The organism is Micromonospora humida, assembly GCF_016901255.1.
GTDB classification, from domain to species: domain Bacteria; phylum Actinomycetota; class Actinomycetes; order Mycobacteriales; family Micromonosporaceae; genus Micromonospora; species Micromonospora wenchangensis.
This window is the reverse complement of record NZ_JAFEUC010000001.1, coordinates 416,891-432,889: the sequence shown is the minus strand read 5'-3', so window position 1 is coordinate 432,889 and position 15,999 is coordinate 416,891. Positions and strand designations below refer to the sequence as shown.

The window sequence follows — 15,999 nt, the reverse complement described above, 5'->3', positions numbered from 1 at the left end:
CGCCCTGCCCCGGCCGGCGCGGCGGGCCGGGGCCGTTGCCCCGGGGTGGTGCCACACCCCGGGGTGGTCCGCCGGTCGCGGTCCGCGAAGCCTTGCCGGTCGCGGGTACGGCGGCTTGCCGGTCGCGGGTGCGGCGCGGTGCCGGGCGGGCGGGGTGGCGCGGCCCGCTGGACATTTCCCGGCACGCCCATCAATGGTCACCGACAGTGAGGTCGTCGTGTCGTTGCCGGGTCGTCACCGGGTGGCGGGACGACCCCCCGACTTTGTCGCCCGGGTGGGCTAGCCTCCGGTGTCTTCTTCCGTCGAGACGTGGAGTGTCCACATGGGATGGTCAGAGGTGTCGGGTGGCTACCAGGTCACTCTCCGCGATGGCGACGTCGTCGCCCGGAACGCGAAGGGGCGGGAACTGCGTTCCGTCCCGGCGTCCCTGCGCGACGATCCGACCGTGGTGGGGCTGCGGCAGCTCACCGAGTGGCTGGGCCGGCACGAGACCCAGTGCCGCACCGACATCGAACGCTGGATGGTGCGGTCGCTGCCGGTGCCGGTCGCGGTCCTGACCGAGGTGTGGCCGGACGAGGCGTGGCGCACCGCGCTCACCGACCTCGTCGTCGCGGTGCTCGACGACGAGGGTCGGCGCGACCCGGACGGCGTGGGCCTGCTCCGCGAGGTGGGCGACGGCCAGGTCGGACTGGTCGACCTCGACGGCGACAGCGTCCGCCGTAGCGCGGACCGGGTCGTCATCCCCCACCCGGTCACCCTCGACGACCTCGACGACCTGCGGGAGTTCGCCGCCGAACTCCAGGTCCGCCAGTCCGTCGACCAGCTCTTCCGGCAGACCTGGGTCCGGGGCACGGACGTCGACGCGACGGCGACCCGCTACGGCGGCTACGCCGGCGGCCGGTACGACCAGCTACGGCACCTGACCGCCCGGGCGACGTCGCTCGGCTACCCCGTCCGCGGCGGCAACGCGGTCTGCCGGATCGTCGAGAACGGCGTCACCGTCGAGGCCCGTTCCTGGGTCGGCGCGGACGACCCGTACTACGAGACCGAGACCGGTGACCTCGTCTTCACCGACCGGCACGGCACCGCCCTGCCGCTGGGCGAGGTCGGCCCGGTGGCCTGGTCGGAGGGAACCCGGATGGCCGCCGCGCTGTACGCCGGCCGGGTCGTGGCAGCAGAGCAGGAGGAGGACCAGTGAGCGTCGACGCGACGGACCTGTTGGAGGCGGGAGCGGTGCTGCCCGTCGGCACGGTGGTGGCCAAGGACGACACCACCGACACCCTCACCGCCCGCCGGTACACCCACCCCGTCCTCGCCGGACGGACCGTGGTCCGGCTGGTCAGCGGCGCGCTCGGCGAGGCCGAGGACCTGTCCATGGAGTTCCTGGGCTTCGCCCGACCCGAGCGGGTGACCCCGGTCGGCGTGGTCCGCCAGCAGGCGCTCGGCTTCCCGGCGTGGGCGCTGGTCAACGACCCCGCCAACGGCCACCACGCGCTCGCCCTGGTCAAGGAGATCGAGCGGCTGGCCCGCACGGCGCGCTCCCGGGTCGGCCCGGCCAAGGACGGCTTCAACGCCCTCGGCGAGCGGCTGGCCCGGTCGGTGCCGCACTTCCTGCCGACGTTCTACGAGGAGGCCGGCCGGGCGTTCCTCGCCGCCGACAGCGTCACCCACGCGGCGACCATGTTCGGCAAGGCCCGCGACGCCGAACGCGCCTACGGGCTGACCATCGACGAGGACCGCCAGCACGCCGTGTTCCTGGAGTTCGCGCTGGCCGGGGCGTTGACCGCGAAGGCGCTCTCCGGCCACGCCCGGGACCTGGCGACCCGGCGCACGCCCGCCGACGCGTACGCGATGTTCCTGCGGCTGTGCGTGGAGCGCACCCTGGGCGGCCTGCCGCCGTACGCGGCGATGCACACCGACCTGCGTCGGCTGGCCCGCGCCGCCGGCCTCGACCCGGCCACCGAGGACGAGCGGGTGCTCGGCGAGCTGCTGGCCGCGCCGGCCCTGCACCGGGCCCCGGAGGCGTTCTGGACGGCCTACCGGCAGCCACTGGCCCGGCTCGCCACGGCCGACCCCGCACTGCGCGGCCGGCTGCTCGGGCTCACCCCCCGCAACTGCGGCGACGACGTCTGGCTGGCGGTGCTGGAGGAGGCCGACGCCACCCGCGCGCTGACCGGGCCGGCGGGTGCCGTCCCCGCCGAGGCCGAGTCGCCCGACGGGCCCGCCGGCTGGCTGCGCCGCTTCGACGAGCACCGGGAACGCCGCTCGTGGCGGGTCCGCAAGCGGCACCCCGGGCTGCTCGCCCTGGTGGAGCGGATGGCGGGACGGCTCAAGGCCGACGGGGTGCCGGTCGCGCTCTGCCGCGCCCACGACGCCGTCGACCTCGACCTGCTCGACACCTGCCTGGCGCTGGGGGTGCCCGTCGCGGAGCCGGACGGCGACGTCCGGCACCGGCTGGACAACTGGTTCTCCGACGACACCGACGGCCGGCGTGACCTGGTCGCCGTCGCCGCCGACCCCCGGTTCCTGCCGATGCTGGTCGAGGGCGTCGAACGGCGACTGCGCACCGGCGGGCGGGACCAGCGCGACCCGACGCCCCGGGTACGGGAGATCGTCGCGGTGTCCGGCCTGCGGACCGCCCTGCGCAGCTGGCTGGACACCCTCGCCGACGCCGTCGGGCGACAGGGGCTGCCGACGCTCGACCACCACCTCGACCGGGTCGGCACCGTCGCCTGCCCGACCGGCTTCGCCGTCAACCCCGACGCGGTACGCCGGCTCGTCGACCACGACCTCGGCCCGGTCCTCGGCCGGACGCTGCGCTCCGGCCTGCTCGACGAGTACGGCTGGCCCGCCCTGGACACCGCCGCCGAACGGCTCACCGGGTCGACGACGGACGTGCAGCTCACCGGGCAGTGGCCGAACCTGCTGCTGCTCACCGGTGACCTGGTGACGGTCATCGGGCCGGACGGGGTGGAGCAGGAACACCTGATGCGGATCCCGGCCGGGGAGAACCGGTACCGCTGGCGGCTGGTGCTGCGCCACGTCGACGGGCAACTGCTGGTCTGCTGGGACCGGGGCCGGGACCGGGCCGCCTACTGGAGCGGCACCCCGGACGACGTCTTCACCCTCGCCGACGACGCCTTCACCACCTATCCGCAGCTGTCGCTGCCGCTGCCCGGCGGCGGGCGCACCATGGGGCGGCGTCCGTTGCGGGTCGGCGACCGGGCCGAGCGGACCGGTGGTCGGGTCATCAGCGACGGCACCACCTACTGGCTGCGCGCCGCCGACAACCCGCTCGGCTGGCAGGAGTACGACCCGACGACGGGCGAGCGTGGACGGTTCTCCCGGCCGACGTTCTTCGAGGACGGCACCGTCGATGGCCGACCCCTCGACGCCGGCGCGTCCTGGCTGCGCCCCACCACGTCGTCCGACAGCCCGCTGGGCCGCGCCGACGGGCTGGCCGGCTGGCGGGTGCGGCGCACGGCGGACGGCGGCTGGTCCGGCGAGGCCGTGAACGGGCGGTCCTTCGCCCTGCCGGCGGGTGCCGCCGACGGCAGGCTCGCGGCGGCGGTGCGGTTCCCCGGCGCGGACACCACCTTCGGACTGCTGCACGGTGGCCGGGGCGCCAACGGCGAGCTGCTGCTCTGCGCCGAGGACGGCTTCCTGCTCGGGCGCTACCCGTCCGGCGGTGAGCGGTCCGCCTTCGCCGCCGGCAGCCGGCTGGTGCCGCCGCCGGAGTACTGGCACTTCCTGCGACCCCGCGACGAGACCGGCTCGGCGGCGCTGCGCGACGTCACCGACGCGCAGGCCGGCACCCTGCTGGCCGAGGCCGCCGGGCTGGACGCCGACCAGGTGCGTGCCCTGGTCGCCCGGCACCTGCCGCAGCTCACCGCGCCCGCCCTCGTCGCCGGGGTCGCCGGGCTCGTCACCCGGGCCGCCGAGCAGGTGACGCGGCTGCGGACGCTGGCCGCCGTGCTCGACGGCGAGCAGGACAACGCCCTGCCGGCGCAGGAGGCCCCGGCCGGGGCACCGGCGGTCGACCGGCTGCTCTCCGAGGGACTCGCCGGGCTGATCCAGTACTGCTACAGCGCGGAGGACAGCTCCCTGCGGCTGATCTCCCGCGCGGGCGCCGCGCTCACCGGCACCGACCCGACGCCTGCCGCCCGGGTCCAGCTGGACGGTGACCTCGACTGGTTCGACCTGCTGGGGGTGCTGCCGGCCGCGATGTACCGGGCGGTGGCCCCGATCTGCCTGTCCGAGGTCCGCGAGGCGCTGCTGACGCTGCTGGAGGTGTGCGCCCGCTCCGGGCTCCTCGCCCCGGGCAGCCGGCTGCGGCGGGCCACCCTGGTCGCCGACGCCCACCAGCCGGTCGACCAGGTCCGGGGGCAGCTGCTGACCGCAGGCGACCGGCGGCTGCTGGTGCTCGCCGTCGACACCGACGACCGGGAGGTCGACGTCCTCGACTGGACGCCGACCGGGCGGTTCTCGGCGGTGCCCGGCTTCCGGATCACCGAGGAGCAGATCCTGCCGACCGGTGACGTCACGCCGCAGCGGATCGACGGGTTCCTCCGGCTCGCCCGGGCCAACGAGCCGCTGGAGTGGCAGCCCGAGTGGGCCCGCACCCTGTCCGAGGCGGCGGGCATGAGCCACGCCGAGGCGGTGCTGCTGCTGGCGGGCCTGCCCCGGCTCGTGTGGGAGAAGGCCCCCGCCGAACTGCTGACCATCCTGGAACTGCCCGACCCGGCGGCACCCGCCGCGGCGGCCCGGTTCTGGGGCACCGGCGGTCGCGGCCGGCAGGCCTTCGCCAACCTGCTCGGGCGGCTGATCCCCGAGGACCCGGCGCGGCTGTGGGTCGACGGGCCCCGACAGGATCTGATCGTCGAAGAGTGGGTGCGGCGGCACGGGCCCCGGCGACCCGTGCCCGACGAGTTGATCGTCGGAGTGGACAAGGCCGAGGTGACCAGCCCGCTGCCGGCCTCGACGGTGCTCCACTGGGTCGCCAACGCGGCCACCGGCCGGTGGCTGGCCGGGTCCGACACCGGCGTCGACGACGACGACGCGCTGATCGCGCTGACCAGGACGCTGCCGTGGCTGGCGTACCACCTGGCCGTCGACGACCCGATGCGGGCGGCGCTGCCGGTCGCCGCCGACCTGGCCCGGCAGCGGCTGGCCGACCCCGGCTTCACCGTCTCCATCGGGCACGTCGACGGCGCCAAACTGCCGGCGTTCACCGCCGCGTTCGGCCTGCCGGTGACGACCGGTCCGGCCGGTACCGAGGTCGGTCCGGTGCTGGTCCCGCCGACCGACCGCTGGCACCGGGTCCGGTTGTACCCGTCCCGGCTGTCCGGAACGGACGATCCGGCGCTGGCCGTGCTGCGGGCCCGCCTCGACCACGTCAACGAGCAGCTGCTCGCGGCGCTGCGGGCGCTGGTCGGCGGCCAGCTCACCGAGGTGGTGTCGCACGTCGTCCCGGCGATGGACGACGGCTTCGCGCAGGACCCGACCCGCTCGGCCGCGGACCTGGTCACCACGGTCGCCACGACGCTCGGACTGGGCGTCGACGCGGCGGCGCTGTACCTGCAACTGCTCGCCCTGCCCGACCCGACCGACCGCAACGTGGCCCGGTGGACCGGCTGGAAGCCGGCCCGGCTCAAGGCGGCCCGCGCCGAGTTGGCCGCGACCGGGCACGTCGTGGTGGCGAAGCGGCCCCGGGCCGGGCGGTCGCTGTTCCTGCCCGGCGGCTGGTTGGCGCTCAAGGCGCCGCTGCTGCCGCTGGAACGGTGGAAGCTCCCGCTGCTGATCGGGGGCGAGGGCGGCGTGACCGCCCTCGGCATCGTCTCCCCGGTGGCCCCCCCGCCCCGGCTGTTCGCGCTCGCCTGGGCCCGGCTGTGCGACGGCGACGCACCCCGCTTCGACGATCTCGTTACGGAAGGGCGCCGATGACCACCACGACCACGCCTGCGGCCCGGCAGGTCCAGCCGGCCGAGCACGCGCACGCCGCCGAACTGGCGTTCCTCGCCGCGTACGACGACGGGCCCCGGCCGCCGGGCTGGCGGTTGACCCCGCGCGCGGTCGTCACGTTCATCGTCGGCAGCGGCGGTGTCGCGCTGGAGCTGCCCCGGCAGGCCCGCCGCGACGACCTGCCCCGCACGCTGACCGTCACCGCCAAGTTCGTCGGGGAACGGGCGCTCGTCGAACGCTGCGTCGTGACCCTCGCCGGGGAACGGGGCCTGCTGCTCGTCGGCGAACCGGGCACCGCGAAGTCGATGCTGTCGGAGCTGCTGTCCGCCGCGATCTGCGGCAGCAGCGAACTTGTCGTGCAGGGCACTGCCGGCACCACCGAGGACCAGCTCCGCTACGGCTGGAACTACGCGCTACTGCTCGCGCACGGGCCGAGCGCCGCCGCGCTGGTGCCCTCGCCGATCCTGGCCGCGATGCGCACCGGCGCGGTGGCCCGGGTGGAGGAGATCACCCGCTGCCTGCCGGAGGTCCAGGACGCCCTGGTGTCGATCCTGTCCGACCGGCGGATCGCGGTGCCGGAGCTGTCCGGCACCGCCGACGCCACCGTTCCCGCCGCACCCGGGTTCACCCTGATCGCGACCGCCAACCTGCGCGACCGGGGGGTGTCGGAGATGTCGGCCGCGCTCAAGCGCCGGTTCAACTTCGAGACCGTCGGCCCGATCGGCGACCTGGCCCAGGAGATCGCCCTGGTGCAGCGGCAGGCCCGCGCCACGCTGGAGCGGGTGCACGCCCCGTTCGCCGTCGACGACGCCGTGCTGGAGGCGCTGGTCACCGCGTTCCGCGACCTGCGGGCCGGGCGGTCGGTCGAGGGCTGGGAGGTGGAGCGGCCGTCCACCGTGATGAGCACCGCCGAGGCGGTGGCGGTCGCGTCGTCGCTGGCGCTGGCGGCGGCCTACTTCCCCGGTGACCGGGACGTGGTGTCGCTGCTGCCGGGGCACCTGCTCGGCGTGGTCCGCAAGGACGACCCGGCCGACGGGGCCAAGCTGCTCGGCTACTGGGACGGCGCGGTGCGGCGACGGGCCGAGGACGGCGCACGCCTGTGGCGGCGGCTGTGGGAACTGCGCGATGTCCTCACCGACTGACCCGCCCGCACCCGCCACCGGGGAGCCGACGGCGGTCGACCCCACGGTCGCGGTCGCCGCGCTGGCCGGGCACCGCCGCCCGTACCTGATCGGGGTACGGCACCACTCGCCCGCGCTGGCGGTGGCCCTGCCCCGGCTGCTGGCCGGGTACCGGCCGGAGGTGCTGCTCCTGGAACTCCCGCCGGAGCTGGGGCGGTGGCTGCCGTGGCTCGCCGACCCGGCCACCGTCGCCCCGGTGGCGCTGGCCGGGGTCCTCGGCGACGGCGGCGGGCCGGCGTTCTACCCGTTCGCCGACTTCTCCCCGGAGCTGGCCGCGGTGCGCTGGGCCGCCCGCAACGGGGTTCCGGTCGTGCCGTGTGACCTGCCGCTGGCCGACCCGGTCTGGCGGGAACGCGAACCGGGTGCCGCCCCGACGCCGGGCCGGTCGTTCGCCGACGCGCTGCGCGCCGCCGGCAGCGGGCGGGCCGACGAGGACCTGTGGGACCGCACGGTCGAGGCCCGCGCCCCGGGCGCCGACCCGGAGGCGGTACGCCGGGCGGCGCTCGCGGTCGGGTGGGCGCTGCGCGCCGACGCCGAGCGGGGGGCCGGGGTGTCCGCCCTGGACCTGCGCCGCGAGGCCCGGATGCGGCAGTGCCTGGCCGGGGCGGGGCAGCGGCGGGTCGCCGCCCTGGTCGGCGCGTTCCACGCCCCGGCGCTACTGGTCGGGGAGGAGGCCCCTGCGCTGCTGACCGGAGCGGAGGCCCCGGCGCTGCTGACCGGGCGGGAGGCCCCGCCACCGGCCGGCCCGGCCGGCCCGGCGACGGTGGTGACCTCGCTGGTGCCGTACACGTTCGGGCTGTTGGACGCCCGGTCGGGCTATCCCGCCGGCATCCGCGACCCGCAGTGGCAGCAGTCGGTCCTCACCGCCGACGGCGACCCGGTCGCGGTCGAGTCGGCGACGACGGACGCCGTGGTGGCGGTCTGCGCGGCGATCCGCCGGGCCGGTCACCCGGCGGGCCCGGGGGAGGCCCGGGAGACCGTCCGCCTCGCGCTCGACCTGGCCCGGCTGCGCGGCCTGCCCGCGCCGGGCCGGGGTGAACTGGTCGAGGCGATCCAGAGCGTGCTGGCCCACGGCGAGGTGCTCGGCCGGGGCCGGGCGGTGGCGCACGCGATGGAACACGTGCTCGTCGGGGACCGGCGTGGCGTGCTGGCCCCCGGCACCCCCCGTTCCGGGTTGGCCCCGGCGGTCCGTGAGCTGCTGGCCGGGCTGCGGCTGCCCGGTGCCGGCGACCCGGCCAGGGAGCTGCGGCTGGACCCGCTGCGCTCCGCCCTGGACCGGCGGCGGGAGGTCACGCTGCACCGGCTCCAGGTCTGTGACGTCGCGTACGCCGAACAGGTCGGCGGCGCGGGCGTCGGCGGGGTGGACCCGGTCACCACCAGGTGGCGGGTGCACTGGTCACCCCGGACCGAGGCGACGATCGAGGTGGCCGGGTTGCGCGGGGTGACCCTCGGGCAGGCCGCCGAGGGCGCGCTGGTGGAACGGCGACGGCGGGAACGCGCCGAGGACGGCCCGACCGTCGCCGCCGTGATCACCGGCCTGGCGGACGCCGCGCGGTGCGACCTGACCGCGCTGGCCGCCCGCCGGCTCGCCGAGGTGGCGGTCACCGTGCCGGCCGAGGGCACCCTCGGCGAGCTGGTCACCGCGTTGGCGCTGCTCGACCGGCTGCGTCTGGGTCACCTGCCGGGCGGTGCCGACCTGCCGCCCGACGAGCTGGGCCGGGTCGCCGAGGCGCTGGAGAGCGCGGCGGTCCGCCAGGTCGACGGGCTGGCCGGCGCGCAGGACGTGGCCGACGCCGAGGCGCTGGCCACGCTCGCCCAGCGGGCCGACGCCGCCGGTGCGGGGTTGCGGCTGGCCGACTGCCTGGCCCGGCTCGCCGCCCGGGGCACCCCGCTGATGGCCGCCGCCGCCGGGGCGGTCCGGGTGCTGCTGGGCCTGCGGGAACCCGCCGCCTTCGGCCGGCTCGTCGCGTCCTGGGTGGACACGGCGTCCACGCCCGCCGGGCGGCAGCAGCTCCAGGGCCACCTGACCGGGCTGCTGGTCGTCGCCGAACCGCTGCTGCGGGCCAGCGGTGAGGTGTTCGACGGGCTCCTGGAACGGGTCGAGACCCTGCCCGACGAGGAGTTCCTCACCCGGCTGCCGGCGCTGCGCGCCGGCTTCCACGTGGTCAGCCCGGCCGGCCGGGACCGGCTGCTGGACGTGGTCCGGGGCCGGCTCGACGACGCCGGCCCGGACGCCGACGTAGCGGTGCTCGACGATCCGGACGCCCTGCTGGTCCGGCTGCGGGCCGACGCGGCGGGCCGCCGGGCGCTCCTGGCGCAGGGCCTGCTCGCCGCCGAGCCGCCGGAGCCGCCGACGGCCGCCGACGCGACGCGGCCGGCCACCCGGCGGGCCGCGGCCGGCGGGCTGTCGACCGTGGACCGGTGGCGGCTGGTGCTCGGCAGGGAGTCGACCCGGGTCGGGTCGCGCGCCCGCCGGTACGCCACCGCCCTCGACGAGTTGTACGGGGCGGGCCGGGGCGAGGGGGCGGCGGCCGAGGCGGCCGGTCGCGCCGGTCGGGAGGCGTCCTTCCCCGGCGTACGGGAGTGGGCGCAGGAACTGTCCGCCCTGTTCGGCCCCGGCGTACGCGAGGAGGTGCTGGCCCGGGCGGTGGAGGCGGGCCGGCTGGACGCGGTCACCGAGCTGGACCCGGCGGCGGTCCGTCCGTCCGTGGAACTGCTCCGCGACGTGCTCACCCTCGCCGGTGGGCTGCCGGAGTCCACGGTGGCGAGGCTGCGCCCGCTGGTGGCCCGGATCGTGGCGGAGCTGACCCGGCGGTTGGCCGCCCGGCTGCGCCCGGCGCTGACCGGGTTGACCACCCCCCGCCCCACCTACCGGCCGGGCGGGCCGCTGGACCTGCCCCGGACGCTGCGGGCCAACCTGGCCACCGCCCGCCGTGACGCGCAGGGCCGGATGCTGCTGGTGCCGGACCGGCCGGTGTTCCGCACCCGGGCCCGCCGGGGGGTGGACTGGCGGCTGGTGCTCGTCGTCGACGTCTCCGGATCGATGGAGGAGTCGGTGATCTGGTCGGCGCTCACCGCCGCCGTGCTGGCCGGCGTCCCGGCGCTGAGCACGCACTTCGTCGCGTTCTCCACCGAGGTGGTGGACCTCACCGAGCGGGTGGACGACCCGCTGGCCCTGCTGCTGGAGGTCAGTGTCGGCGGGGGCACGCACATCGCGGCCGGGCTGCGCTACGCCCGGTCCCTGGTCACCGTTCCACAGCGGACGATGGTGGTGGTGATCAGCGACTTCGAGGAGGGGTACCCGATGGGTGGTCTGCTGGCCGAGACCCGGGCGTTGGTCGAGGCGGGCTGTCAGGTGCTGGGCTGCGCCAGCCTGGACGACACCGGCCGACCCCGGTACTCGGTGGCGGCGGCGGGCCAACTGGTCGCGGCGGGGATGCCGGTGGCCGCGTTGAGCCCGCTGGAGCTGGCCCGGTGGGTCGGCGAGCAGGTGCGGCGGTGACCGGCCTGCCACCGGTGACCGCACCGGTGCTGGCCGAGGCGTTGGACGCGCTGCCCGCCCGGTTGCGCCGCAAGGTCGACGACGCGGTCGTGCGGGCCGGCGGCTGGCCGGTCACCGGCACGGCCGGTGGGGTGAACGTCCAGGTCGACGAGGCGACCACGGTGACCCTGGTGACGGTCGACGGGGTGGTGCGCCGTGCCGCCGACGCCCGGTGCAGTTGCCTGCTCGCGCCGAACTGCCTGCACCGGATGGCGGTGCTCGCCCTGGCCCCGGTGGACGACACGCCCCCGGTGGGCGACGCGGCCCCGGTGGACGACGCGGCCCTGGTGGGCGACGCGGCCCCGCCGCCGGCCGCCGACCGGCCCGTCGATCCGGCTGCCGCCACCGGCCCGCCCACCGGGGTGACCGGAGACGCGGTGGCGGACGGCGCCGGATCGCCCCCCGCGCCCACCGGTCGACAGCGGGCCGCGGCCGACGGGCTGTGGCGGGTGGGCGTGGCGGTGCTCGCGGCGGGGACCGTCGGCTGCGGGGTGGTGCTGCGGACCGCCCTGCTGCGGGCGGTGCACGAGGCCCGGGCCAACGGCCTGCACCGGGCGGCGGCGTCCGGCACCCGGGTCGCGGCCGGGCTGCGGGCCGCCCGGGAGGGCGAACCCCAGCACCGGCTGGCCGACCTGACCGACGACCTGCGGGAGCTGTTGTCCGTGTCCCGCCGGCTGCGCGGGGACACGCCGGCCGGTGACCCGGGTGCGTTGCTGGGCACCGCCCGGCGGACCTACGACCCGCAGGCCGGCCTGCGACTGTACGGGCTCTGCACGGTCCCCGTGGTGGCCGACTCCGGGTACGCCGGGGTGGTCACCTACCTGGCCGACCGCACCGGTCGACTCTGGACGGTCGCCGATCTCGCCCCGGGCGACGTGGGCCGGGCCGCCGGGGCGGGCGACGCGACGGTGGCGGTGGGCGAGTCGGGGCTCAGCCACCGGCAGCTCACCCGGGCCGGGCTGGTGGTGTCCGGCGGCACCGCCTCGGAGTCGGGGCAGCTGGGCGCCGGCAAGGCGGTCCGGGCGGCGCGGGCCGCCGGGGTCGGCTGGGCCGACGAACCTCTCGCCGGGCTCTGGGCGCAGCCCCTGCCCGAGCAGGTCCGCCGGGCCTTCGGCGCGGTGGCCCTGCCGCTGCCGGAGCGCCCTGCCGGGGCCGACCTGCTCTTTGTGACCGTGCGGGTGCTGGGCGGACACGACCACACCGTGCTGGTCGGCACCGACGACGGGGTGGTCCTGACGCTGACCGTCGCCGACGAGCACGCCGCCCTGCCGCACCGGGCCAACCTGCGCCTGCTGGGGCAGGCGGTGGGGGCGCGGCTGCGCCTGGTGGGCCGCCTCGATCCGACCCGCCGGGCGACGGTGCAGGCGCTCGCCGTGGCACCTGTCGACAGCGACGGGCCGGGGCTCACCCTGCCGCCGAGCTGGGCGGGACACGCCGACCTCGGCTACGACCGGCTGCACGCGAGCCAGCTCAGGGCGGGCGACGGCGCGGTGGCGGTGGCACCGGACCGGCTCCCGGAGGCGGCCGTGCCGCGTCCCCGGCTCGGCGATCCCGCCCTGGGGCTGCTGCGCCGGCAGGTGGAGCGGGTCGTCTCGGGTGGCCGGGCGATCCAGGCGTTGGCCGACCCGACGGAGCGGACGCTGCGGCTGGCCCGCCTGGACCTCGGCGCGCACCTGCTCGCCGCGATGGGCTCGGTGGCCCGGGCCCGGCCCCGGGACGCCTTCGGGCGGCTCACCGACGACGACGGGCAGGCGTTCGCCGAGTCCTGGCTGGCGGTGGCGGTCTACGAGGAGGCGGCATCCCGGGCGTCGGCGGAGGCGTCCTGGCTGCCCTGACCCCGTCCACGCCCGGGTGGCACGCCGTCAGTGGGTGTGGTCGTCGGGCCCGGCGGCGGTCAGCAGCGCGACCAGGTCGTCGAGGGTGTCCAGGGGACGACCCGGACCGTTCAGCTCGACCTCGACGTCGTACTCCGACTCGATCGCGTCGACCATGCGCAGCAGACCGAGGGAGTCGACGCCGAGGGCGACCATCGAACCGCCGGTGAGCAGGTCGGTGGCCGCGACCTCACCGCCGGTGGCCTCGCTGACCAGGTCGGCGAGCCGCCCCCGCAGGTCGGTGGTGTCGCTGGTGTCCATCAGCACTCCTTCACGGACGGCCGGACGATCTCGGCGATCTCGGCGATGGTGGGGGTGTCGAAGAAGGCGTCCAGGGGCACCTCGACGCCGAGCCGTTGCTGGATGCGGCCACTGATCCGGGTGATCGTCAGGGAGTGGCCGCCCAGGTCGAACAGGTCCTCGTGCACGCCGATGTCGGGAATCCGCAGCACCTCCTGCCAGATCGTCCGCAACTCGGCCACCACCGGGTCGTCGGCGGGCGGGGTGACGGCCCCGCCCGGTGCCGGGTCGCCGGGCGGCCCACCGCTCCCGGCCGGGTGGACCGGGTCGGTGGCCGGCGGTCGGGTGAGGTCGGCCGTGCGGTCCCGGGCGGCCAGGGCGGCCCGGTCGACCTTGCCGTTCGGGCTCGACGGCAGCCGGTCGAGCGGCACGAAGTCGGTCGGCAGCACGGCCTGCGGCAGGCTCGCCGCCAGGTGCCGGCGCAGCCCGGCCGGCTCGACGACGGTGCCGGCGCGGGGCACCAGGTAGGCGACGAGCCGAGGTTCGTCGGCGTCGGAGCGCAGCACCGTCGCCGCGTCGGCCACGTCCGGATGGTCGAGCAGCCGGGCGTCGATCTCGCCCAGCTCGACCCGGTGCCCCCGGATCTTGACCTGGTCGTCGGTGCGGCCGAGGAAGTCCAGCCGCCCGTCCGGCAGCCACCGGCAGCGGTCACCGGTGCGGTAGAGCCGCTGTCCGGGTCGTCCGAACGGGTCCGGCACGAACACCTCGGCGGTCAGGTCGTCGCGCCCCCGGTAGCCGGCGGCCAGCCCGGCGCCGGCCAGGTGCAGCTCGCCCGGTACCCCGATCGGCGTCGGCTGTCCCGTGGCGTCCAGCAGGTACGCCCGCACGTTCGGCAGGGGGCGTCCGATGGTGACCTCGTCGGGGTCGACGTCGGCCATCGTGGCGTACACCGTCGCCTCGGTGGGACCGTACCCGTTGACCAGGCGGGCGGTGCGGGCCCGCAGCTCGCGGGCCAGGGCGGGCGGCAGGGCCTCGCCGCCGGTGACGGCGACCAGCGGGGTCGGCGCGACCCCGGTGGCGTCCGGTCCGGGCGTGCCGAGGCCTGCCTCCAGCAGCACCCGCCAGCCCGAGGGGGTGGCCTGGGCGTGGGTCACCCCGGCGGTGTGGACGAGCCGCAGCACGCCCGCGCCGTCCAGCGGGCCGACCGTCGAGGCGACGACCACCCGGCCGCCGGTGACCAACGGCAGGAAGACCTCCACGGTGGAGATGTCGAACGACAGCGAGGTCAGGTGCAGCCAGCGGTGCGTGGGACCGCTGCCCAGCAGGTCCCGGACGCCCAACAGCAGGTTGGTCAGCGCCCCGTGCCGCACCGCGACGCCCTTGGGTCGGCCGGTCGAGCCGGAGGTGTAGAGCAGGTAGGCCAGGTCGTCGGCGGCCGGCGGCGCGACGGGGCCGGTCGGCGTCGGCACCGGCCCGGCGAGCAGGTCGACCCCGTCGAAGGCGAGGGTGGGCCGGGACAGCCCGCTCGCCGTCGGCGTCACCACCAGCGCGGGGTCGGCGTCGTCGAGGACGAGAGCCCGGCGGGCCGGCGGGTGCTGCGGGTCCACCGGCAGGTACGCGGCCCGGCAGCGCAGCACCGCCAGCAGGGTGACCACCGCCTGCCAGGACCGGTCCAGGGCGACCGCGACGATCGTCCCCGGCCCGACCCCGCGCTGTCGCAGCAGCCCGGTCAACCGGTCGGCGGCGGCATCGAGTTGGGCGTAGCTGAGCGTCAGGTCGTCGTCGACCACGGCCGGCGCGTGCGGGTCGGCGGCGACCCGGGCGGCGAACAGGCCGGGCACGCTCGCCCCGGCGGGGTACGCCCGGCCGGTGCCGTTCCACTCCCGGGTGACCCGGTCGAATTCGTCGGCGGGCAGCACCGGCAGCTGCGCCACCGGCCGGTCGGGGTCGGCGAGCGCGGCGGCGAGCAGGGTACGCAGGTGCGCCCCGATCCGGCGTACCGCGTCGGTCGGGATCGTCGCCGGGCTGTGCTGGAGGCTGACCGTGAGGCCGCTGGGGGCGTCCACGATCTGCACGTGCAGGGCGTTGCGGGCGGCGCCGCCGTACAGCGTCCAGTCGACCTCGCCGGCCACCCCGGGGAAGGTCGGCTCGCCGCCGCGTCGCCGGTAGCCGACGCTGACCGGGGTGAGCGCCGGGGCGGGGCGCAGGCCGGGCACCGCGTGGGCCAGCGGCACGGCCCGGTACCGGTACACCTCGCGCAGCCGGTCCCGGACGGCGCGGGCGTGCGCCCGGAACGTGCCGTCGGCCGGCGCGACGGTGACCGGTAGTTCGTTGACGAACAAACCGATCCGGTCGGCCTGGTCCGGGGTGCGGGTGGACAGCGCCACCCCGATCGGCAGGTCCCGGTTGCCGTACCGCCCGAGCAGGGCGTGCAGCGCGGCGAACAGCAGCTCGAAACGGGTGACCCCGAGCGACCGGGCCGCCGGGTCGATGCCGTCGACCACGTCGGCGGGCAGCGCCACCTCGACGGCGACGCCGGGCTCGGCACTGGTGGGCAGCCGGCGCAGGCCGGGCAGCAGCACGTCGCCGGGGCCGGACCAGTGCCGCGCCCAGAAGTCGCGGGCGGCCGGCAGGTCGGCGGCGATCCGCTGCTGCTCGGCCGCCGCGAGGCCGGCATGGTCGTCGCCGGGCTGCCCCGGCGCGGTGCCGGTGCCCCGGGTCGGGTTGGCGGACCGGGCGGTGGCGTATCCGGCGGCGAGGTCGGCGACCAGCACGTCCTTGGAGGTGCCGTCGAAGACCAGGTGGTGGGCGGTGACCAGCAGCAGGTGGTCGCCCGCCGCCCCGGTCAGCAGGGTGAACCGGGCCAGCGGGCCGGTCCGCAGGTCGTACGGCCGGGCGATCTCCTCGGCGACCCGGGCGTCGGTCAGCGCGCCGAGGGTGACCGCCGGGCGGGTGTCGGCGGGCGTCAACCGGGGGGTGCCGTCCTCGTCGGTGTCGATCCGGGTGGCCAGGACGGGGTGCCGGGCGACCGTCGCCGCGCACGCCGCGACGAGGGCCGCCCGGTCCAGCTCCGCGCCGAACCGGATGCCCACCGCCAGGTGGTACGCCGTGCCGGCGACCCCGGCCTGTTCGGTGAACCAGACGGCGTGCTGCGCGAAGGTCGCCTCGGCGGTGCCCACATGCTCTCCCATGGTCGTGCTGT

The 15,999-nt window shown here is 77.0% G+C and carries 7 protein-coding genes; 5 read left to right on the top strand and 2 right to left on the bottom strand.

Translation table 11 applies throughout. From position 1 onward, the window contains the following. Window positions 1–322: 322 nt before the first annotated feature. The 5 genes from JQX11_RS01820 to JQX11_RS01800 are packed head-to-tail and all read left to right on the top strand — an operon-like array spanning window position 323 to window position 12,518. The gene (locus JQX11_RS01820; protein WP_204923156.1) at window positions 323–1,198 is read left to right on the top strand and encodes a DUF4132 domain-containing protein; all 876 of its coding nucleotides are present in this window, start codon (window positions 323–325) and stop codon (window positions 1,196–1,198) included. Continuing rightward, entirely contained in the window at window positions 1,195–5,943 is a 4,749-nt protein-coding gene (locus tag JQX11_RS01815) for a hypothetical protein (protein ID WP_204923155.1), read from the top strand. Before JQX11_RS01820 ends, JQX11_RS01815 begins: the two co-directional genes overlap by 4 nt. Further along, a complete protein-coding gene (locus JQX11_RS01810) occupies window positions 5,940–7,103 on the top strand; it encodes an AAA family ATPase (protein ID WP_204923154.1) in 1,164 nt (387 codons plus the stop codon). Before JQX11_RS01815 ends, JQX11_RS01810 begins: the two co-directional genes overlap by 4 nt. Next, window positions 7,087–10,644, top strand: a complete 3,558-nt coding sequence (locus JQX11_RS01805) for a vWA domain-containing protein (protein WP_204923153.1) — start codon at window positions 7,087–7,089, stop codon at window positions 10,642–10,644. Before JQX11_RS01810 ends, JQX11_RS01805 begins: the two co-directional genes overlap by 17 nt. Further along, window positions 10,641–12,518, top strand: a complete 1,878-nt coding sequence (locus JQX11_RS01800; RefSeq protein WP_204923152.1) for an SWIM zinc finger family protein — start codon at window positions 10,641–10,643, stop codon at window positions 12,516–12,518. Before JQX11_RS01805 ends, JQX11_RS01800 begins: the two co-directional genes overlap by 4 nt. Before the next feature lie 27 nt (window positions 12,519–12,545). Here JQX11_RS01800 and JQX11_RS01795 read toward each other — a convergent pair whose 3' ends face one another. Further along, window positions 12,546–12,818, bottom strand: coding sequence for an acyl carrier protein (locus JQX11_RS01795; protein ID WP_204923151.1), 273 nt, complete (start codon window positions 12,816–12,818; stop codon window positions 12,546–12,548). Then, window positions 12,818–15,988, bottom strand: coding sequence for a non-ribosomal peptide synthetase (locus JQX11_RS01790; RefSeq protein WP_204923150.1), 3,171 nt, complete (start codon window positions 15,986–15,988; stop codon window positions 12,818–12,820). The genes JQX11_RS01795 and JQX11_RS01790 overlap by 1 nt, the downstream gene beginning before the upstream one ends. Window positions 15,989–15,999: the final 11 nt, after the last annotated feature.

Excerpts from the sequence above, each read along its gene's own strand:
- JQX11_RS01820 (WP_204923156.1), top strand. The coding sequence starts at position 323 with ATGGGATGGTCAGAGGTGTCGGGTGGCTACCAGGTCACTCTCCGCGAT.
- JQX11_RS01810 (WP_204923154.1), top strand. The coding sequence starts at position 5,940 with ATGACCACCACGACCACGCCTGCGGCCCGGCAGGTCCAGCCGGCCGAG.
- JQX11_RS01805 (WP_204923153.1), top strand. The coding sequence starts at position 7,087 with ATGTCCTCACCGACTGACCCGCCCGCACCCGCCACCGGGGAGCCGACG.
- JQX11_RS01795 (WP_204923151.1), bottom strand. The coding sequence starts at position 12,818 with ATGGACACCAGCGACACCACCGACCTGCGGGGGCGGCTCGCCGACCTG.
- JQX11_RS01790 (WP_204923150.1), bottom strand. The coding sequence starts at position 15,988 with ATGGGAGAGCATGTGGGCACCGCCGAGGCGACCTTCGCGCAGCACGCC.